The organism is Halobaculum rubrum (assembly GCF_019880225.1).
Lineage (GTDB): Archaea > Halobacteriota > Halobacteria > Halobacteriales > Haloferacaceae > Halobaculum > Halobaculum rubrum.
Genome location: NZ_CP082284.1, coordinates 546,318 through 564,502, shown reverse-complemented (window position 1 = coordinate 564,502; position 18,185 = coordinate 546,318). Strand labels below are relative to the sequence as shown.

General features: G+C 68.3%; 23 protein-coding genes and 1 tRNA gene. 18 read left to right on the top strand and 6 right to left on the bottom strand.

Annotation, left to right across the window (positions count from 1 at the left end; genetic code table 11):
- Positions 1–32 precede the first annotated feature (32 nt).
- Genes K6T25_RS02985 through sufD form a run of 3 tightly spaced genes read left to right on the top strand, consistent with a single transcriptional unit; the run spans position 33 to position 3,686 of the window.
- Positions 33–953 (top strand): ABC transporter ATP-binding protein, encoded by a 921-nt coding sequence (locus K6T25_RS02985; RefSeq protein WP_222916388.1) that lies wholly within the window; start codon positions 33–35, stop codon positions 951–953.
- Between the two features lie 56 nt (positions 954–1,009).
- Positions 1,010–2,440 carry a Fe-S cluster assembly protein SufB gene (gene sufB, locus K6T25_RS02980; RefSeq protein WP_222916387.1) on the top strand — a complete coding sequence of 477 codons (1,431 nt, stop codon included), beginning with the start codon at positions 1,010–1,012 and terminating at the stop codon, positions 2,438–2,440.
- A 37-nt stretch (positions 2,441–2,477) separates the two neighbouring features.
- Positions 2,478–3,686, top strand: coding sequence for a Fe-S cluster assembly protein SufD (sufD, locus tag K6T25_RS02975; RefSeq protein ID WP_222916386.1), 1,209 nt, complete (start codon positions 2,478–2,480; stop codon positions 3,684–3,686).
- Positions 3,687–3,775: 89 nt separating this feature from the next.
- Here sufD and K6T25_RS02970 read toward each other — a convergent pair whose 3' ends face one another.
- Both K6T25_RS02970 and K6T25_RS02965 read right to left on the bottom strand, forming a co-directional pair.
- Positions 3,776–5,041, bottom strand: coding sequence for a saccharopine dehydrogenase family protein (locus K6T25_RS02970; RefSeq protein ID WP_222916384.1), 1,266 nt, complete (start codon positions 5,039–5,041; stop codon positions 3,776–3,778).
- Between the two features lie 128 nt (positions 5,042–5,169).
- Positions 5,170–6,483, bottom strand: a complete 1,314-nt coding sequence (locus K6T25_RS02965; RefSeq protein ID WP_222916382.1) for an MFS transporter — start codon at positions 6,481–6,483, stop codon at positions 5,170–5,172.
- Positions 6,484–6,667: 184 nt separating this feature from the next.
- Here K6T25_RS02965 and K6T25_RS02960 point away from each other — a divergent pair, with 184 nt between their 5' ends.
- The 6 genes from K6T25_RS02960 to K6T25_RS02935 all read left to right on the top strand — a co-directional run bounded on the left by K6T25_RS02960 (position 6,668) and on the right by K6T25_RS02935 (position 9,522).
- Positions 6,668–7,153 (top strand): ferritin-like domain-containing protein, encoded by a 486-nt coding sequence (locus tag K6T25_RS02960; RefSeq protein WP_222916380.1) that lies wholly within the window; start codon positions 6,668–6,670, stop codon positions 7,151–7,153.
- A gap of 2 nt (positions 7,154–7,155) precedes the next feature.
- The gene (locus K6T25_RS02955; RefSeq protein ID WP_222916378.1) at positions 7,156–7,593 is read left to right on the top strand and encodes a metal-dependent transcriptional regulator; all 438 of its coding nucleotides are present in this window, start codon (positions 7,156–7,158) and stop codon (positions 7,591–7,593) included.
- Between the two features lie 221 nt (positions 7,594–7,814).
- Positions 7,815–7,887, top strand: a tRNA-Gln gene (locus K6T25_RS02950).
- Between the two features lie 184 nt (positions 7,888–8,071).
- Complete coding sequence (locus tag K6T25_RS02945) at positions 8,072–8,563, top strand: redoxin domain-containing protein (protein ID WP_222916376.1); 492 nt, start codon at positions 8,072–8,074, stop codon at positions 8,561–8,563.
- Between the two features lie 186 nt (positions 8,564–8,749).
- A complete protein-coding gene (locus K6T25_RS02940; protein WP_425600886.1) occupies positions 8,750–8,977 on the top strand; it encodes a HalOD1 output domain-containing protein in 228 nt (75 codons plus the stop codon).
- Between the two features lie 242 nt (positions 8,978–9,219).
- Positions 9,220–9,522, top strand: coding sequence for a hypothetical protein (locus K6T25_RS02935; RefSeq protein ID WP_222916372.1), 303 nt, complete (start codon positions 9,220–9,222; stop codon positions 9,520–9,522).
- Positions 9,523–9,649: 127 nt separating this feature from the next.
- On the opposite strand, the gene K6T25_RS15655 is transcribed toward K6T25_RS02935, so the two are convergent.
- Complete coding sequence (locus tag K6T25_RS15655; protein ID WP_275671158.1) at positions 9,650–9,784, bottom strand: hypothetical protein; 135 nt, start codon at positions 9,782–9,784, stop codon at positions 9,650–9,652.
- A 149-nt stretch (positions 9,785–9,933) separates the two neighbouring features.
- Here K6T25_RS15655 and nth point away from each other — a divergent pair, with 149 nt between their 5' ends.
- The gene (gene nth / locus K6T25_RS02930) at positions 9,934–10,617 is read left to right on the top strand and encodes an endonuclease III (RefSeq protein WP_222916370.1); all 684 of its coding nucleotides are present in this window, start codon (positions 9,934–9,936) and stop codon (positions 10,615–10,617) included.
- A 99-nt stretch (positions 10,618–10,716) separates the two neighbouring features.
- Here nth and K6T25_RS02925 read toward each other — a convergent pair whose 3' ends face one another.
- On the bottom strand, positions 10,717–11,202 hold the full coding sequence (locus tag K6T25_RS02925) for a DUF7321 family protein (protein WP_222916369.1): 486 nt from the start codon (positions 11,200–11,202) through the stop codon (positions 10,717–10,719).
- 134 nt (positions 11,203–11,336) lie between these two features.
- On the opposite strand from K6T25_RS02925, the gene K6T25_RS02920 reads away from it, so the two are divergent.
- From K6T25_RS02920 to K6T25_RS02885, 8 genes are all read left to right on the top strand, one after another.
- Complete coding sequence (locus K6T25_RS02920; protein ID WP_222916367.1) at positions 11,337–12,230, top strand: DUF7319 domain-containing protein; 894 nt, start codon at positions 11,337–11,339, stop codon at positions 12,228–12,230.
- Positions 12,231–12,307: 77 nt separating this feature from the next.
- Positions 12,308–12,946 carry a plastocyanin/azurin family copper-binding protein gene (locus tag K6T25_RS02915; RefSeq protein ID WP_222916365.1) on the top strand — a complete coding sequence of 213 codons (639 nt, stop codon included), beginning with the start codon at positions 12,308–12,310 and terminating at the stop codon, positions 12,944–12,946.
- 3 nt (positions 12,947–12,949) lie between these two features.
- A complete protein-coding gene (locus tag K6T25_RS02910; RefSeq protein ID WP_222916363.1) occupies positions 12,950–13,336 on the top strand; it encodes a DUF7318 family protein in 387 nt (128 codons plus the stop codon).
- Positions 13,337–13,340: 4 nt separating this feature from the next.
- Positions 13,341–14,147, top strand: a complete 807-nt coding sequence (locus tag K6T25_RS02905) for a cytochrome b (protein ID WP_222916361.1) — start codon at positions 13,341–13,343, stop codon at positions 14,145–14,147.
- 7 nt (positions 14,148–14,154) lie between these two features.
- A complete protein-coding gene (locus K6T25_RS02900; RefSeq protein ID WP_222916359.1) occupies positions 14,155–14,928 on the top strand; it encodes a cytochrome b family protein in 774 nt (257 codons plus the stop codon).
- 206 nt (positions 14,929–15,134) lie between these two features.
- Positions 15,135–15,599, top strand: a complete 465-nt coding sequence (locus tag K6T25_RS02895; protein ID WP_225917791.1) for a DUF7315 family membrane protein — start codon at positions 15,135–15,137, stop codon at positions 15,597–15,599.
- A 4-nt stretch (positions 15,600–15,603) separates the two neighbouring features.
- The gene (locus tag K6T25_RS02890; protein WP_222916357.1) at positions 15,604–15,867 is read left to right on the top strand and encodes a DUF7314 family protein; all 264 of its coding nucleotides are present in this window, start codon (positions 15,604–15,606) and stop codon (positions 15,865–15,867) included.
- Between the two features lie 102 nt (positions 15,868–15,969).
- A complete protein-coding gene (locus K6T25_RS02885; protein WP_222916355.1) occupies positions 15,970–16,935 on the top strand; it encodes a cation diffusion facilitator family transporter in 966 nt (321 codons plus the stop codon).
- A 35-nt stretch (positions 16,936–16,970) separates the two neighbouring features.
- Here the strand turns inward: K6T25_RS02885 and K6T25_RS02880 are convergent, their stop codons facing one another.
- Positions 16,971–17,432, bottom strand: a complete 462-nt coding sequence (locus K6T25_RS02880; protein ID WP_222916353.1) for a hypothetical protein — start codon at positions 17,430–17,432, stop codon at positions 16,971–16,973.
- Positions 17,433–17,573: 141 nt separating this feature from the next.
- Positions 17,574–18,152: a S26 family signal peptidase gene (locus K6T25_RS02875; RefSeq protein WP_225917790.1), complete on the bottom strand. Its 579-nt coding sequence runs from the start codon at positions 18,150–18,152 to the stop codon at positions 17,574–17,576.
- Positions 18,153–18,185: the final 33 nt, after the last annotated feature.

Here is an 18,185-nt window from a genome sequence, read left to right as displayed (position 1 = left end):
CCCCATTCACCCGTAGAGGCGTATCCACGAACATGGCCACACTCGAACTCGAAAATCTCCAGGCGGAGGTCGCAGAGACGGGCGAAGAGATCCTCCGGGGCGTCGACCTCGTAGTGAACAACGGCGAGATCCACGCCCTGATGGGTCCGAACGGGTCCGGAAAGTCGACGACAGCGAAGGTAATCGCGGGTCACCCGGCCTACGAGGTCTCCGGCGGGTCAGTGACGCTGACGCTCTCCGAGGCCGACGTCGAGGACATCGACGCCGAGCTCGACGAGGATGACCTCACCTGGGAGCTGCTCGATCTCGAACCCAACGAGCGCGCGGCGCTCGGCATCTTCCTCGGGTTCCAGTATCCGGCCGAGATCGAGGGCGTGACGATGGTGAACTTCCTCCGACAGGCGCTCAACGCCAAGCTCGACGAGCGCGAGGAGCTCTTCGAGGAGGAGGCCGACGAGGAGGCCGACGCCGACGCCGAGGACGACTCGGGCTACGACACCTCCCCGATGGAGGGGCCCACCGACGACGGCGACGTCGGCGTCGCCGAGTTCCAGCAGCTCCTGAAAGAGAAGATGGAGCTGCTCGACATGGACGAGAAGTTCGCCGAGCGCTACCTCAACGCCGGCTTCTCCGGCGGCGAGAAGAAGCAAAACGAGGTGCTGCAGGCCGCGATCCTCGAGCCATCGATCGCCGTGCTCGACGAGATCGACTCCGGGCTGGACATCGACCGCCTGCAGGACGTCTCGAAGGGTATCAACGCCCTCCGCGACGAGCAGGACACCGGCATCCTCCAGATCACCCACTACCAGCGCATCCTCGACTACGTCGAGCCGGATCACGTCCACGTGATGATCGACGGGAAGATCGCCAAATCCGGCGGCGCCGAGCTCGCCGAGGAACTCGAGGACAAGGGGTACGACTGGGTCCGCGAGGAAGTCTACGAGGCGGCGTAACCAATGGTGGTTACTGAACAGGCTAATGAGTATACACTCGTAAACACTATCCACACATGAGTTCAGAACAGAACCACCTGAAGGAGACCGACACTGAGGACCGCTTCGACTTCAAGAAGGAGGAGAAGTCGGCGTTCGCGGCGGAGAAGGGACTCACCGAGGAGACGATCCACGCGATCTCCGAGGACAAGGACGAGCCCGAGTGGATGCTGGAGCGGCGCCTTCGCGCTCTCGAGCAGTTCCAGGAGATGCCGATGCCGACCGACTGGCCGGGTCAGCCGGACCTGAGCGAGGTCGACGTCGACGAGATCGTCCCGTACATCCGCCCCGACGTGGACGTCCGCGCGGGCGTCGACGACTGGACGGAGCTCCCCGACGAGATCAAAGACACCTTCGACAAGCTGGGCATCCCCGAAGCCGAGAAGAACGCGCTTTCGGGCGTCGGCGCGCAGTACGAGTCGGAGGTCGTCTACCAGAACATGCAGGAGCGTTGGGAGGAGAAGGGCGTCATCTTCTGTAACATGGACGAGGCCGTCCAAGAGCACGAGGAGCTCGTCCGCGAGCACTTCATGACGAAGTGCGTCCCGCCGAGCGACAACAAGTTCGCGGCGCTTCACGGCGCGATCTGGTCGGGCGGCTCGTTCGTGTACATCCCCGAGAACACCACTGTGGACATGCCGGTGCAGGCGTACTTCCGGATGAACTCCGAGGGGATGGGTCAGTTCGAGCACACGCTCATCATCGCCGAGGAGAACTCCGAAGTCCACTACATCGAGGGCTGTTCCGCCCCGAAGTACTCGAAGTTCAATCTGCATTGCGGCGGCGTCGAGGTCTTCGTGGACGAGGACGCGCACGTTCAGTACTCGACGGTGCAGAACTGGTCGAAGAACACGTACAACCTGAACACGAAGCGCGCTATCGCCGAGAAAGGCGGGCGCATGGAGTGGATCTCGGGGTCGATGGGGTCGAAGGCGACGATGCTGTACCCCTCGACGATCCTGAAGGGGCGCGGCGCCTCCGACAACCACATCACCATCGCATTCGCCGGCGAGGGCCAGAACATCGACACCGGCGCGAAGGTGTACCACAACGCGCCGGACACGAAGTCGACCATCGAGTCGAAGTCGATCTCGAAGGACGGCGGCCGCACCAACTACCGCGGCCTCGTCCACATCGCCGACGGCGCCGAGAACTCCTCGACGGCCGTCGAGTGTGACGCGCTGATGTTCGACAACGAGTCGACCTCCGACACCATGCCGTACATGGAGATCAACGAGTCGAAGGTCGACGTGGCTCACGAGGCGACCGTCGGGAAGATCGGCGACGAGGACGTGTTCTACCTGCAGTCGCGCGGCCTCGACGACGACGACGCCAAGCAGATGATCGTCTCGGGCTTCATCGAGCCGATCACGGAGGAACTGCCCATCGAGTACGCCGTCGAGCTCAACCGGCTCGTCGAACTGGAGATGGAGGGCTCGCTCGGGTAACCCCCGGCGCTCCGTCACCACCCATTCACCACACATAATGAGCACACAGCTACCCGCAAGCATCTCCGAGGAGACGGTGAGAACCATCTCCGAGGAGCGCGACGAACCGGACTGGCTCCTTCGGACGCGCCTCGAGGCGCTGTCGGCGCTGGACGAACTGGACATGCCGAGCGTCATCGAGACGCCCGGTCGCCGCTGGACGAACCTCGAGGGCCTCGACTACGAGTCGATCGTCGACCCCCTCGACCAGCGCGACGAGACCGAGCGCGTCTCGGCGGAGGGCGCGAAGGTCCTCGACTTCGAGACCGCGCTCGAGGAGCACCCCGAGCTGCTGGAGGAGCACTTCGGCTCGGTCACCGACCCGCAGACGAACTACCTCACCGCGCTGTCGACGGCGCTGTTCACCACGGGCACGGTCATCTACGTCCCCGAGGGCGTCGACGCCGAGGACGTGAAGGTGCGCGCCGAGATGAACAGCACCTCGCTGTTCAGCCACACGCTCGTCGTCGCCGAGGACAACGCCTCCGCGACGATCCTCGAGCGGATCTCCAACGGCTCGGCCGTCGACGGAGACCGCTACTTCAGCAATCTCGTGGAGGTCGTCACGGGCGAGAACGCGTACGTCCAGTACGGCTCGCTTCAGGACCTCGACGAGGACGTGTACGACTTCACGCTGAAGCGCGGCGACGCGGACAGGTACGCCACGATCGACTGGATCGAGGGGAACATCGGCTCCCGGCTCACCCGCTCGGACATCGAGACGGAGCTGAACGGCGACTCCTCGGAGACGAAGATCGTCGGCGCCTTCTTCGGCCACGACGACCAGCACTTCGACATCAACGCCCGCGTGTGGCACAACGGCGAGCACACCACCGCGGACTTGGTGACCCGCGGCGTGCTCGACGACGAGGCGCGCTCGGTGTACGAGGGCGTGCAGGACGTCGGCCGCGACGCGTGGGACACCAGCTCCTACCAGCGCGAGAACACGCTGATGTTGAGCGACGACTCGGAGGCCGACGCCTCGCCGAAGCTCATCATCCACAACCACGACACCGAGGCGTCACACTCGGCGACGGTCGGGCAGGTGGACGCGGAGGACCTGTTCTACATGACCTCCCGCGCCATCTCGGAGAACACCGCGCGCAACATGCTCGTGGAGGGCTTCTTCGTGCCCGTCCTCGAGGAGGTCGAGGTCGACGAGCTCCGCGAGGACATCGACGACCTGATCGTCGCGCGCCTCGACTGAGGCGTTCGCGACACTCGCGGCCCAGATTCGAACCCGCCCGGCGTTTTCGCGACCGACGACGACTCCCTCCGAGCCACGGGGCCGTCGAGTCAGTCGCCGTCCTCGACCGTCTCAACCTCGAACGACACGCCGGTTCCCTCCAGCCGGTCGATCAACGGCAGGCCGATCCCCGAGGCCGGGGTGAGCACGCCGCCGTCATGGGGGGAGTCGACCTCGCCTCTGGCGAGACACACCGCCGACTCGCCGAGCATCCGGCACGTCGAGCCGTATCCGGGATCGCGGTCGCCGCGGACGGTTGCCTCGACGGCGAAGCCGCCGGGATGACCGTCGGAGGCGCCCGTCCCTCGGAGGCGGACCTCGAAGGAACTTCCCTCGATCGTCTCCGCATCGGGGCCGTCGCCGGGGTCGGGCAGGACGTGGCGGTCGAGCGCCTCGCGAATCGGGCCGACCGAGAGGGCGCCCGCGAGCAGTCCCTGTCCGGCGGCGAGCGCGACGGCACGGGCGAGGCCGCCGACGCCGTCTCCCGTCCCGAGCGCCTCGCCGTAGCGGAAGGTGTGCCCCCAGGCGTACCCGAGGAGCGCGTTCGAGCGACTGACGACCGGCTCGTTGATCCGGGCCATGACGAACGGCGCGGTCCACGCGTCGGCGTCGCGGTCGTAGTGTACCCCGCGCTGTGGCCGCTCGGCCGGTGCGTCGCGGCTCTCCGGCGGGTCGAGCGCACGCGGGTCGGCGAGGAGGCGACGGACCTCGCGGTCCTCGGCCGCGGCCTCGTACAGTTCGACCATGCTCGCGATCGTGCCGCCGCTGAAGGCGCCGCCGCGGATCGAGACCAACCCGCGCACCTCGTCGCAGGAGGTCCCGAACTCCTCGTCTGCGTGCGTCTGGAGCAACAGCGTGCCGAGGTCGCTCGGCACCGAGTCGAAGCCACAGCCGTGGACGATCCGCGCGCCGGTCTCGCGAGCACGCTCGTGGTGTTCGTCGATCGTCCGGCGCATCCAGTGGACTTCGCCCGAGAGGTCGCAGTAGTTCGTCCCGTGTTCGACGCAGGCGGCGACGAGGTCGGAGCCGTATTTCGCGTAGGGACCGACGGTCGTGCAGACCACTGCGGTGCGTGCCGCGATCCGATCGAGGCTCTCGCGGTCCAACGCGTCGCCCGTGAGGAGGTCGAGCGAGGCGAGGGCGTCGTCGCGGGCGGCCAACTCGTCGCGGACGCCGGCGAGTCGCTCCTCGCTGCGCCCGGCCAGCGCCCAGTCGAGGTCGCTCGCGCCGTAGCTGTCGGCGAGGTACTCGGCGACGAGCCGGCCGGTGAACCCGGTGGCGCCCCAGAGGACGACGTCGTACTCGCGGTCTGGCATCGGTTACGTGGACGGTCGACGGCCTCGGGCATCAGCCTTGCCTGCCGAACGCCGCCGCCGGCCACTGTCGTCGTCCGACGTGGTCGTCGCCCGGCTCAGTCGCCGCCGCCGCTCAGTTACTGTCCGGCTCAGTCGCCGCCGCTGAACACCGCCGTCCGTCCGCTCCGGCGACCCAGCCGGACCAGCGCCGGCAGCGTCGCCACCGCGAGGAGGAACTCGCTCCCGCCGGCGACGACGAACGCGGCGGCGAAGCCGAACTCGGCGGCGACGGCGCCCCCGACCAGCGACCCCGCGAGGAAGCCAAGGCTGCCGGCGGCGTTGAACCCCGCGACTGCGGCGCCGCGGCCGTCCTCGCCCCCCAGGTCGACGACGAGCGCGAGCGTCGCCGGCGCCATCAGCGCGCCGAGCACGCCCACGACGACCATCGTCGCGGCGACCGCCGGCACCGACGGCGCGAAGCCGACCGCGATCACGGCGAGGCCGAAGACGGCCGACCCGGCACCGATGGGAACAACCCGGCCGATCCGGTCCGAGAGCAGGCCGAACGGGTACTGCAGCAGCGCGAACGGCGCGAAAAACGCCGCCAGCAGCAGCCCCGTCGCCCCGGGTCCGAGCCCGAACGCCTCGCGGAAGTACAGCGTTCCCACGAGCGCGAAGAAGCCGGCGACGAGGCGGTCGGCGAACGCGAACGCGTACGGGACGGCGAGCTCGCGTCTATCCCGCAGACCCGAGAGCAGCGCCGTCAGTCCGCCGTGGTCGGGGTGGCTGCCATCGTCGCCGGCGGCGGCATCGGTGGCGGCGTCGGCGGTCGGACCGTCCCCCGTCGCTCGCGTCGGAGCCGGCGGCCTATCGGGGATCGCGAGCGACCCCGCCGCGGCGATGCCGAGCAGTCCGGCGGCGGCGTACAGCGGGACGGTCGCGCCGATCTCGAACAGCTGGCCGCCCAGCGGCGCGCCGGTCGCGGTCCCGAGACCGATCGCGATGCCGGCGACGCCCATGTTCCGCCCGTTGCCGCCCGAGCGGTCCGCGAGCGCCGAGATCGCGAGCGAGAGCGCGCCGACGGTCATCGCACCTTGGATCCCCCGCAGCAGCAGCGCCGCCAGGAAGGACGGTCCGCCGCCGGCGACGGCCGCGAGCGCGAGGTAGCCGGCCGCGCCGCCGCCGGCCGCGACCGCGACCAGCCGGCGCCGCTCGCCGAGCCGGTCGGAGAGCGTCCCCCAGGGGCCGGCAAACAGCGCGAAGGCGGCGAACTCGACGGCGAGAAACAGCGTCGGCCCGGCGACGCCGCGTCCGCCGAACTCGGCCGTGAGCAGGTCGACGCCGGGATACACGAGCGTCTGCGCGAGCAACACGGCGTACACGACGAGCGCGAGCGCCACCCGTTCGCGGCGGTCGCTGGCCGGGGTCGTCGTCGCCGACTGCTCGTCGCTCGGGGCTGCCATCGGGGGCCGTTGGACGCCGGCCGGCTTGAGCGTTCGGCGTCGGGACGGTGCGGGCTTCGGGAGGTGGCGGCACCCGCGGAGGGCGAGGGGAAGGCTTACGGTCGCTGTCCTCCGACGCCCAATCGATGACCGTGGAACCGATCGGCGACGGGGCCCTCGCCGTCACGCCGACGGGTGATCGCCCGTGAGCGTGGGACAGCGGGTCACCTCCGATCACCAGCTCGCCCGGCTCCTCCAGATCGGCGTGGTGCTCGAGGAGGTCGTGGAGGCGCGGTCGACCCAGCACCACCGTGAGATGGTCGGCGACGGCGACGCCGAGATCGAGGCGTTGTTGCGGCACGCGGCCGAGGAGTCGGCCGACCACCGCGACCGGCTCGAGGCGCTCATCGGCGAACTCGACGCCGAGTCCGTCTCCTACGAGGAGATCGAGGCGCTCGTCGAGGCGCAGTACGGGAAGACGAAGCCGGAGGACTTCGACGGCGTGCTGTACGACCAGCTGTGTAACGAGGAGACGGCCTACAAGTTCTACGACGACCTCATCGAGGCGATCGAGGGGAGCGACTCGTCGTTCTCCGTCGACCGCGACCGGGTGCTCGACACGCTCCGGGGGATCCGCGCGGAGGAGGAAGCGGGCGTCGAGGAGGTAACGGAGATCATGGAGCGGCGATAACGATGAACACGGCAGATCAGTACCTGAAAGCCATCTATCTCGTCCAGGAGATGGAGGACGGCCCCGCCTCGACGGGCGCGGTCGCGGACGCGCTCGACGTGAGCCCCGCCTCCGCCAACGAGATGATCGGCAAACTCGAGGGGCGCGGCCTCGCCGAACACGAGAAGTACAAGGGCGTCTCGCTCACCGACGAGGGGATCGTCCGGGCCCGCGAGGCGCTGTCGAACTACTGCATCATCGAGCGGTTCCTCGCGAACGTCCTCGAGGTCGAGGAGTTCCGCGCGGAGGCGCGCTCGCTGGAGGCGGTCATCGACGACACCGTCGCCGAGCGCCTCGACACAATCATCGACCGCTCCTCGGAGTGTCCCGACTGCTTCGACGCCGAGACGGACGCCTGCAAGTACCTCGCGGAAGTCGAGTCGGAGAACCCGGCCGACTGACCGCGCGGGTGCGCCGCCTCCTCGATCGAACGTGTCCCGTCTCGGCGACTCGGCGGGAGTACACGGGTGGGCTTTCGCTTCGCTAGCTGTGAGTGCGAGCCGTCTGTCCCCGAAGCCTAAGGGGAGCCAGATGGCCGATCGGATACCGTCGGTCGTCGGGCGAGGTCGACGAGTGCGGAAGGCAATCCTATTGTACGTCGGTCCAGTACGGGCGAGTACGCAGTCCCGTGGTGTAGTGGCCAATCATGAGGGCCTTTGGAGCCCTCGACGGCGGTTCGAATCCGCCCGGGACTATTCTCGGGGCTACGACGCTCCATCGGAGACTGTTTTTGTACTGGCGTTACCCGACGTCCCCGGACGAATCACGAGTCGGGTAGTAACTGGATTCCGAGAGACATCGTATCAGTATTCATAAGAGATATAAATAGCCTTGTGGGCCATCCCACAGGGGCATGGTCCGGTGAAACGGGGATACGGTATGAGCAGATCTACCGAGTTAAGCCTCGATTTCTCGTTGCCGGGCACGGAGGGCGACGAGATCAGCGAGTACCGGTTGAGCGACCACACGGCCGGCGGGGCGGCGGTGCTCGTGTTCTATCCGTTCGATTTCAGTCCCGTCTGTACCGCGGAGATCTGCGGATTTCGCGACGCCGAGTGGCTCTCCTTCACTGAGAACGTCGACGTACTCGGCATCTCCCGGGACTCGTGTTACGCTCACAAGCGGTTCATTGAGGAGTACAACCTCTCTTTTCCGCTCCTGAGTGACACTCAGGGGGAGGTAATCGAGCAGTTCGACGTGATGTACGACGAGTGGGACTACCACCGGGACGTTCCGAAACGAGCGCTCGTAACGCTCGACGAGTCCCACGACATCTGCTACAAGTGGCAGACGGAAGACGCGTACGAGACGCCCGACATGGACGAACTCGAACAGAGCGTGCTCTCGCTTCTCGACGGAGCCGCCCGGTGATGGGCCCCGCGTTTCGGCGGTTGACGACCGGCAGTTCGGTCCCACCGGGTACCCCGGTCGGTGAGACGGATGGCTGAGAGAGGTCCCGGGACCCCCAACACGCCGACGCTCGGTCAAGCCGTCCGCTGGAACCACGTCGCGCGACGGCTGTACGAACCCGGCGGCGAGAGCGAACTCGCGACGGCGATCGCGTTCGCCATCGGTGACGGCGACCCGACGGAACTGACACCCCCGCTGTACGACGTCATCGACGCCGACGGGATCGAACGGGCGTTCTTCGGGTCCGACACGAACGCGGGGACTCGGGACGGGACGGCGCGCGTCGAGTTCCGATACGCCGAGTACCTCGTCAACATCGGGAGCGACGGCTGGGTCCACGTCTACGAGCCGACCGAACCGGACGGGCGTCGGTGATCGAGGGGTCGCGCGTCGGCGACGACGAGCGGGCCCACGGATCACGATGACCCGGCGGACCGCCGGGGCGAACGCGGAGGACGTCCCGTCCGACCCCCGCTGACGCGATCGCTTCGACACCGTGCGCCGAACCGGCCGGTTACGTCCCGTCGTCCCGGTTCGGAAACATCGCGTGGAACGTGACCGCTCGTCGTCGCGTCCGTTGCCGGCGACGTTTTGACCGCTCGGGTCGATCTCCCGCCATGACACTCACCGTTCACGACATCCGCAACGGCATCCGGGACGGCGTCGGCCGGTTCAAGCGCGAGACGACCGCGACGTTCACCAAAGAGGAGCTGGCGGCGGTCGCGGACGCGCTCGACGTCCCCGCACGCCACCGGTCGACGAACGAGGCGACCCGCGCGGCGGTGAGGGTTGCCGTCGGGATCGCCGAGACGAACGACGGGGCCGACACCGGGAGTTTCTCGAAGCCGGAACTGCAGGCGATCGCCGACGCGCTCGGCGTCGAGCCCGTCGAGGACGACGAGCCGGAGCCGCTGTACTGAGTCGAGTCAGAGGAACGACACGGCGTACGCGAACGACGAGAACACCATCAGGCCGACGAGAAACAACGCGAGCAGCTGCTGGCGGTCCATACCGGTCACTTCGCCGGGACCGTCAAAACGGTGACGCTCAGAGACTGAACAGGAGGTACGGAACGCCGAACAACAGGAGCGTCATGACTGCGAGGATCGCACCGTAGCCGGCGACGGTGCCGGCGGCCGCGCGAAACGACTCGTGATCGAGGGAGCCGAGATCGATGTTCATGTCCCTCGATTCGGGGGGCTCGACTAAGTCGTTCCCCTCGACGGCGGGGGCGCCGCGGCGTCCGTGACGTCCGTCGATACCCGCCGGCGGCGCCACGGTCGGTCGCCCGGGTCCGAACCGTTGAAGCCCGCGGCACCGCAGAAGAGACTATGGGAACGCCGCTGGATTCGCGCGAGGCGCAGGTCGTCGAGGTGCTCGATCGGCTCTACGAGGAGTACCCCGACACGGACATCTCGCTGAACTTCTCGACGGAGCTGGAGCTGCTCGTCGCGGTCGTCCTCTCGGCACAGTGCACCGACGAGCGGGTGAACGAGGTCTGTGTGGACCTGTTCGAGAAATATCGCACCCCGGAGGACTACGCCGGTGCGAGCGAGGAGGAGCTCGCGGAGGACATCTACGGGATCACCTTCCACAACAACAAGGCCGGCTACCTGAAGGGGATCGGCGAGATCCTCGTCGCTGAGCACGACGGCGAGGTCCCCGACACGATGAGCGAGCTGACCGACCTCCCCGGCGTCGGTCGGAAGACGGCGAACGTCGTCCTCCAGCACGCGCACGACGTGACCGAGGGGATCGTCGTCGACACACACGTCCGGCGCATCTCGCGGCGCCTCGGGATCACCGAGGAGGAGCGTCCCGAAGCGATCGAGACGGCCCTCGTCGATATCGTTCCCGAACCGGACTGGCGGATGCTCACCCACCTGCTCATCAGCCACGGGCGGGCGACCTGCACGGCCAGAAGTCCCGACTGCGACGACTGCGTGCTCGCGGATATCTGCCCGTCCGAACGGGCCGACGCCGACGTCGACCTCGCCAGCGGCGAGCCGTGGTGACTTTCGCGGTCGAACCGAACGGCCGTCGGCTTCGGCCGACTTGAAGCACCCGTGGCGGCGTGTGACGGAGCGACGAGACGACTCCGCCTCGCTATCGTCTCACGCGATGTACAGTCCGTAGTAGCGGTACAGTCCGACGACGTACGCGAACAGCCAGAACAGCACGTACCCGAACACGCCGATCCGCAGGCGCCCGCGCCAGGCGGCCATGTTCTCGTGGAGGTCGTTGAGGCTCGTGTTGGGGTCCTCGAGGTCGTAGAGGTCGGCGTCGCGCTTCACCTGGAAGATCCGGACGATGCCGGTCAGCCCGAACGCGAGCAGCGCGTACGCCTGCAGGCCGAGAAACGCGTGCAGCGCGGCGACGCCGCCGAACTGGTCGAGCAGCCGCGGCGCCATCCAGAGGGCGACGGGGATCGTGTTGAGCACCAACCCCGGGACGATGATCCGAAGGTGGCGCATGAGTCGATCCCAGGTGACGTGGTCCTGGTCTCGTCCGACCATGATCCACGCCCCGTAGAGGTAAAACGGCAGACTCGCGGTCACCATCGCCGCGGCCGCCGTCGCCGTCGTCGCATCGGAGACCATCCGTCCGGCTCTCGGGGCGGGGACTCCCTAAGCCCTCCGACGGCGGGCGCATCCTCGCGGCGGCGACGCTCGCTCGCCTCGCTCGCCGCCGAACGTCGCGGCGCTTATGCGCCTACAGCACCGACGTCCGGAGGATGACCGACGCCTCGGACGAGCCGACGGGTGCGCGCGCCGTCGATTCCGGATCGGCGGACGACGGGGCCGCCGACGATTCCATCGAGGCGCTTCGCGCCGAAGTCGAGGAGAAGTACGACTTCGACGACTTCGGCCCGGCCGACATGGCCGAGATGACCGCCGAGGAGTGGAACGCGGCGTTCGACCCGGACGCGTGGATCACGGGGCGGAATCTGCTCGACCGCGTCGAACGGGACCTGCGAAACCAGATCGCGTCCCGGGAGGTGTTCGCGGTGCTCGACCGGCGTACCGACCCGCCGTCGGTGGTGGCCTACTCCGACGAGGGATGGGCGGTCGTCTACGAGGACGGCAGCGTCGAGGGGGAGGGGACGGTGCTCAGGGACGTGAAACCGACCGTGGCGCTGTGTTCGATGGACTCCTACGAGGTCCGCGACCCGCCCGAGGCGTACGAGCTTCCGACGCCCGAGGAGGTCGAGGGAGGGACCGGCGAGTTCGGGAACCTGATGATCCAGGCGGTCGCGGCGATGCAGATCCTCGGCGGACTGGGGCTGTTCGTCGCGTGGCTGTTCCTGGGCGTCGAGACGATCGTCGCGCCCGTCATGGGCGGGTTCTTCCTCATCTTGGGAGTGCTGTTGTTCGGGTTGGTCGCGAACGCCAGGCTGTCCGACCGGTTCCGCGCCGAGGAGTACCGGGACCGACTCCGCGCGGCCGGTATCACCGACCCGGGCGAGGACGCCGAGTTCGTTCCGTTCGAGGAGGTCGCCGAGGAGGCGCTCGCGGCCGCCCGTGGCGAGGGATCCCGGTCCCTCGACACGAGCGTGTCACCCGGGGACGACGCCGGGGAGTCCGTCGGCGCGTCCGCAGACCCGAGCGGCCCCGAAACCGACGGATAGCGGGCCGTTGTATGGGCAACGCGCCGGCCGAGAGGTCGGTGGGTTTATGCGCGCCCAACCCCGACCCTCAAACACCCATGAAGAGGCGGGACTTTATGCGACAGGCCGGCGGTGCGACGGCCGCCATCGGGGCGGGCGCGACCGCGACGGCCGGCACCGCCGCGGCCCAGGAGGGCGGCGGCGGCCAACGGCCCGACTTCGGCGGCTACACCGACGGCGCCAAAGGCGGCGAGTACCTCGACGCCCGCGGCGAGTCCGAGGTGACCGTCGAGGTCGGCGGCGGCGGGGGCCTCGCGTACCTGCCGACGGACCTGTGGATCGACACCGGGACGACCGTCACGTTCGAGTGGGCCTCCGGGGGCCACAACGTGCTGTTCGAGGAGCAACCCTCCGACGCGGGCGTGTCCGGCCACGAACCGCTCGAGGACGAGGGCTTCTCGTTTTCGGTCACGTTCGACACCGGCGGGATCTACAAGTACTTCTGCCAGCCGCACAAGGCGCTGGGGATGCTCGGCGCCATCGCCGTCGGCGGCGACGTTCCGACCGTGTCCACCGGCGGCGGCGGCGGCGGTCCGAAGGAACTGCACGATCTGGGCGTCGCCATCCAGGCCCACTGGGTCGGCGCGGCGACCATCCTCGGCATCATCATGAGCGTGATATTCACGTTCTACCTGGTGAAGTACGGGGAGTCCGCACACACGGGGACGGGGAGGTAACCGATGTCAAGTACCGGATCAACCTACGGCGATATCCACCGCTACGAACCGGCGCGCGAGAGCACCGCCGCGGCCATCGCGATCGTCCTCCTGACGGTCGTGGAGGTCGTGTTCGTGTTCATGTTCACCTACGGCCTCGTCAACGGCTGGGGCCTCTCGGACACGGGGAACATGTTCCTCGGCGGCATCCTCGCGGTGATATTCATCGACCTGGCGTTCATCCTGGCGCTGTACCGCAAGGAGTTCCTCCCGGACGTCGTGATCGTGAAGAAACGGCGTCGCAAGTGGGAGGACCTGTACATCCGCGGGGACGACGTGGACGGTGAGACGCTCGGCGGCGACGCGTGGGAGCAGGTGAAACGCGCCGTCTATCCCTACTACAAACGGTGAGACGATGAGTCTGGAAAAGAAAGACGAGTACGACCACAAGAACTGGCTCGAGAGCAAGGACCTCACGCCGGTGGAGGCGACGTTCCTCACCGCGCTCATCTGGGTCGACAAGCGTCTCCGCATCGTCGATTACCTCGAACTGCTGGAGTCGCTGTACTACCGGTCGAACCTCCAGATGCCGAAGTCGCACACGGAGCAGTACGACCTGGACAACAAGTTCTGGTACTGGTACGCGCTGTACACGCTGGGCTTCTTCAGTACGCTCGCGTACGTCGTCGCGGCGATATCGGGCGCGCTACTGGGATTCTACTACGTCCCGGCGGTCGGCTCGGCGGGCCCGGGCGAGGCGTCGATCGCGTACAGCCAGATCGCGTTCATCATGCGCGACCTCCAGTTCGGCTTCATGCTGCGGTCCATCCACCGATGGTCCGCGCAGGTGATGACCGCCGCGGTCTTCCTACACATGCTGCGCGTCTACTTCACGGGCGCGTACAAGGAGCCGCGCGAGCTGAACTGGCTGCTCGGCATCGTGCTCATCTCGCTGACGATGGTGTTCGGCTACTCCGGATACCTCCTGCCGTGGGACCAGCTGGCGTTCTGGGCCGGCCAGATCGGCGTCGAGATGAGCCTCTCGATCCCGCTCATCGGCGAATGGGTCGCGCAGCTCCTGTTCGGCGGGTTCTCGCTGAGCCAGGCGACGCTGCAGCGCATGTACATCCTGCACGTGTTCCTGCTCCCGTTCGTGGTGACGACGCTCATCGCGATCCACATCGGCATCGTGTGGGTGCAGGGCATCGCGGAGCCGCACTAATACACCAATGACTGACGACAACACCAACACGGACGACGAACCACGGACGGACGGCGGCGGTACCGGTATCGTCGCGCCGGACGACGAGACCCCGACGTGGCGCGAGCGGAAGGAGCGCACCGAGGGGCTCTCCCGGCTGACCTACGAGTACTTCGAGCGAGCGCGCAGCGAGGACGAGTCGCTGCGCCGCGAGTCCGACTACGTCGAGCGCGACGTGCTCGCGTTCCCGACGTGGCCCCACGAGACGGTTCGCAACCTCGCGCTCACCAGCTTCTTCGTCGGGATGATCATGTTCCTGTCGGCGACGCTGCCGCCGCACATCGGCGCGCCGGCGAACCCCAACTCCACGCCGGCGATCATCCTGCCCGACTGGTACCTCTACTGGTCGTTCGGCCTGCTCAAGCTCGGCCCGCTCAACCCCGAGTTGGCCATCCTCGGCGGCCAGAAGCTGATGGCCGACCGGACGTACGGCGTGCTCGCCAACGGTGTCATCGTCGGCGCGATCACCGTCGTTCCCTTCATCAACAAGGGGAGCGCGCGCCGGCCCGTCGAGCAGCCGTTCTGGGCGGCCGTCGGCATGTTCGGCGTGACCCTCGCGTTCACGCTGTCGATGCTGTCGGTGAAGAACCTCATGCCGATGGACATCCACCTGCTGTTCGACCTGACGTTCCTCGTCCCGCCGGTCGTCGCCGCGATCACCTACGCGGTGCTGAAGACGATGCGGGAGGGGTACATGTACGACCTCAACCGTCGGTACTACCGCCTGCGTCCCCCGAAGTAGACGCCCTCGGGCGCGTCGGATCCGGCTCTTCTTTGCGATTTTCCCCGATCTCGCGGCCGCACAGGGGTACCGGCCCGTTCCGTTCCCACCGCCACTGCTTCGTGAGTGCCGTGAGCGGCCCCCTCGTTCAGGGCACCGCCCCGCCGATCGACTCTCGCACGGGCGATGCCGCAGGACATAGTACCGTCGAGCCCCTCCCAGAACATATGAGCGACACGTCCCCCGGAAGAGAGACCGCGGCCGCGTCCGACGACGGTCCGCCGGGGACGACGGCGAGTGCCGACGCCGCGACCACACGAGACGACACGTCCGAGCCCGACGCGCCGGTCGCGAGCGGCGAGGGTCGCGCCCGCGACGTGGTCGTCCCGATCGCGTTGTACAAGCGAGTCACCGCGTACTCGACGCTGGCGGCGGTCGTCGCGGTCGTTCTCGGGTTCGTCATGCTCGACGCGGCGACCCTGCAGGTGTCGCTGACGCGGCGGTTCGTGGTGGCCGCCGCGGGCGTCGTCGGGATCGTCCCCCCGGAGACCGTCCTGACGGCGCTGTTCTCGCTCGTCGGCCTGGGGTCGATCGCGTTCGGCGCCGGCGTGTACGTGCTCGGGTCGCGGTTTCGAGCGGCCGGGATGGGCGTGGAGAACGGAAACGCTCAAGACGACGACGACGAAGTGTAGGACAATGGCAGACGAGTTTATCAAGGGCCTCGGGCTGTTCTGCGGCGCGGGCCTCGCGTGGATGGTGCTCGCGGGCTGGTACCGGACGCCCTCGTTCGAGAGCCCCCGACAGCTGATCGCGGCGCCCCCCGAGCCGAACACCGTCTTCGACGCCGTCAGTATCTTTCTCAACGACGTGTTCTTCTGGACGGCGATCCTCGGGGCGTTGACGTTCTGGGTGTTGGTCCCGGCGCTCAACCAGATCCGCGAGTCGTCCTCGTCCGCGTAGCCCCTCCGATCTCGGCGTCGTCGCCACGGGGGCTTCACGTCTCCGCTCCGTCCCGGCCCACGGTGCGGAGCGCTTTTCATCGCCCGCGATCCCACTGCCGGTATGGACCGCCGCGCGACCGTCCGTCGGGTCGGCGTCGTCATTCTCATCGCCAACCTGCTGTTGGCGGTCGCGAAGGCGGTCGTCTGGTACGTGACCGGGAGCCTCGCCGTGGGGTCGGAGGCGGTGAACTCGATCGCGGACGTGGCCTACTCCGCGGTCGTGGTCGCCGGACTGTTTCTCACGACCCAACCCCCGGACTTCGAGCACCCCCACGGCCACGAACGTATCGAGCCGTTCGTCTCGCTGTTCGTCGCCGCCGGGGTGTTCGTCGCGGGGATCGCCGTCGCCTACTCCGGTATCACGGCGCTGCTTTCGACCGGCCCGCCGCGAACCGTCACCGGCGGTCCCCTCGCGGTCGGGGTGCTCGTCGCCACGGGGGCGGTGAAACTCCTCCTGTACCGCTACTGCGTGCGCGTCGGTCGACGCCGAGAGTCACCGGCGCTGGTCGCGACCGCCCTCGACAACCGCAACGACACGCTCACCGCGTTCGCGGCGCTGATCGGTGTCCTCGGGGCGGCAGCGGGATATCCGATGCTCGACCCGCTCGCGGCGGTGGCCGTCTCCGTCGGCATCCTCTACACGGGGTATGAGATCGTCCGCGACAACGTCGGCTATCTGGTCGGCGCGGCGCCGCCGGAGGATCTGCGCGTGGAGATCCTCGACCGGGCGCTTTCACATCCGGAGGTCCGGGGCGCTCACGACGTGGTCGCCCACTACGTCGGCCCCGAGGTCGACGTGAGCCTCCACATCGAGGTCGAGGGCGAGCGCTCGCTGTTCGACGCCCACGACATCGAGACCGAGGTGGTCGAGTCGATCCGGGCGATCGCCGCCGTCGACGACGTGTTCGTGCACGTGGACCCGAAAGAGCTCGGCGAGTGGAAGGAGGCCGACGACGCGCGGATCGCCGCCGAGGAAGCCGGCGGCACCGACCCGGACGTCCGTCCGCCCGACGCCGCCGATCGGTAGGTGCTGCGACTCGGTTCCGCCCTCGAGTCGCGCGGTCAGTAGACGTTCACCTGCCGACCGTCGTCGCCCGACAGCGACACCGACGGATCCGCCCGGTCGACGGTCGTCTCGCCCGAGACGCCCGTCTCGATGCGCGCGGCCAGCCGGCTCGCCGCACGGATCGCCGCCGTCAACTCCCCGCGGTCGTCGTCGATCGTCGAAACCCCCGCGACTGCGGTCCGACGCCCGACGACGCGGTCGCGCTCGTGGACCGCGAGCGCCTCGCCGTCGCCGGCACCCGCCTCGGAGATCACGAGATCGCGCGGGTAGTCCGGGTGGCGGAGCGTGACGCCGTCGGCGGGGAGCCGCTCCCGGAACTGTACCACCTCGGTGCCGACGCGCCACCCCGCCGGAACGAGCGCGTCGACCGGGATCTCGTGGAGAACGTCCCGGAGCGTGCGCTCGGTCCGTGCGGCGCCCAGGTCGTTCGCCAGGCCCTCTCGGCGAGGCGAGCCCATGAGTATCAACACGTTGTCATCGGGCATCAACCCGGCGGCAATCCGGGTGGGAGGCCCGTCGCCGTCACCGGTGTCGGCTGCGCCCGTGCGTCCGGATACTCCCCCGAGTGTTCCCGAGCGTTTCCGAGGGCACCCGAGGTCTCAGGCGCCGGTGAGCGCGAGCCGGACGTGGCCGAGCAGCGGGATCTTGACGCGTGCCTCCGCTCGGATCCGGTCTGCGGTGACGATCGGGGAGTTGCCGTTCACCTGGTCGTAGCGTCCGTTTGCGTCGCCCTTGGTGATGAACCCAGTCCGTGGCGCCGGACAGCGAGTCAACTCCGCACAGGAGTCGACGCCGGCCGGAAGATACTCGGGGTTCGCCTCGTCGTACCAGTTCTCCCCGCGCTCGACGTGGACGTGCGCTCGGTGGATGATCGGCGTCCCGGGCAGCGCGGGCGATGAGAACACGATCACGTCGCCGCGCGCGCCGAACGTCCGGCTTTCGGGCGGCGCCTCGCGGGCGGTTCGAACGCCGGCCGCCGTGCCGTCGGCGCCGAAGCGGGCCGGCTCGGAGACGACGACCAGGTCGCCCCGCTCCATGTGCGGCTCCATGCTGCCCGACTGGACGGCCACCATCGGCGGCCACACGCCGCCGACGGCGAACAGCAGCGCCGCGACGAGAGCCACCGCCAGCGCCGTGCTCGCGGCGTCGCGGAGAGCCTGTCGAAGGGCGCGGATCACGACCGGAGGTACGGGCGGGAACGAATCAGTCTT

Excerpts from the sequence above, each read along its gene's own strand:
- sufB (WP_222916387.1), top strand. The coding sequence starts at position 1,010 with ATGAGTTCAGAACAGAACCACCTGAAGGAGACCGACACTGAGGACCGC.
- K6T25_RS02890 (WP_222916357.1), top strand. The coding sequence starts at position 15,604 with ATGGCAGACGAGTTTATCAAGGGCCTCGGGCTGTTCTGCGGCGCGGGC.
- K6T25_RS02900 (WP_222916359.1), top strand. The coding sequence starts at position 14,155 with ATGACTGACGACAACACCAACACGGACGACGAACCACGGACGGACGGC.
- K6T25_RS02910 (WP_222916363.1), top strand. The coding sequence starts at position 12,950 with ATGTCAAGTACCGGATCAACCTACGGCGATATCCACCGCTACGAACCG.
- sufD (WP_222916386.1), top strand. The coding sequence starts at position 2,478 with ATGAGCACACAGCTACCCGCAAGCATCTCCGAGGAGACGGTGAGAACC.
- K6T25_RS02985 (WP_222916388.1), top strand. The coding sequence starts at position 33 with ATGGCCACACTCGAACTCGAAAATCTCCAGGCGGAGGTCGCAGAGACG.
- K6T25_RS02970 (WP_222916384.1), bottom strand. The coding sequence starts at position 5,041 with ATGCCAGACCGCGAGTACGACGTCGTCCTCTGGGGCGCCACCGGGTTC.
- K6T25_RS02935 (WP_222916372.1), top strand. The coding sequence starts at position 9,220 with ATGACACTCACCGTTCACGACATCCGCAACGGCATCCGGGACGGCGTC.
- K6T25_RS02965 (WP_222916382.1), bottom strand. The coding sequence starts at position 6,483 with ATGGCAGCCCCGAGCGACGAGCAGTCGGCGACGACGACCCCGGCCAGC.
- K6T25_RS02880 (WP_222916353.1), bottom strand. The coding sequence starts at position 17,432 with ATGGGCTCGCCTCGCCGAGAGGGCCTGGCGAACGACCTGGGCGCCGCA.
- K6T25_RS02895 (WP_225917791.1), top strand. The coding sequence starts at position 15,135 with ATGAGCGACACGTCCCCCGGAAGAGAGACCGCGGCCGCGTCCGACGAC.
- K6T25_RS02905 (WP_222916361.1), top strand. The coding sequence starts at position 13,341 with ATGAGTCTGGAAAAGAAAGACGAGTACGACCACAAGAACTGGCTCGAG.
- K6T25_RS02920 (WP_222916367.1), top strand. The coding sequence starts at position 11,337 with ATGACCGACGCCTCGGACGAGCCGACGGGTGCGCGCGCCGTCGATTCC.
- nth (WP_222916370.1), top strand. The coding sequence starts at position 9,934 with ATGGGAACGCCGCTGGATTCGCGCGAGGCGCAGGTCGTCGAGGTGCTC.
- K6T25_RS02925 (WP_222916369.1), bottom strand. The coding sequence starts at position 11,202 with ATGGTCTCCGATGCGACGACGGCGACGGCGGCCGCGGCGATGGTGACC.
- K6T25_RS02955 (WP_222916378.1), top strand. The coding sequence starts at position 7,156 with ATGAACACGGCAGATCAGTACCTGAAAGCCATCTATCTCGTCCAGGAG.
- K6T25_RS02885 (WP_222916355.1), top strand. The coding sequence starts at position 15,970 with ATGGACCGCCGCGCGACCGTCCGTCGGGTCGGCGTCGTCATTCTCATC.
- K6T25_RS02945 (WP_222916376.1), top strand. The coding sequence starts at position 8,072 with ATGAGCAGATCTACCGAGTTAAGCCTCGATTTCTCGTTGCCGGGCACG.
- K6T25_RS02915 (WP_222916365.1), top strand. The coding sequence starts at position 12,308 with ATGAAGAGGCGGGACTTTATGCGACAGGCCGGCGGTGCGACGGCCGCC.
- K6T25_RS15655 (WP_275671158.1), bottom strand. The coding sequence starts at position 9,784 with ATGAACATCGATCTCGGCTCCCTCGATCACGAGTCGTTTCGCGCGGCC.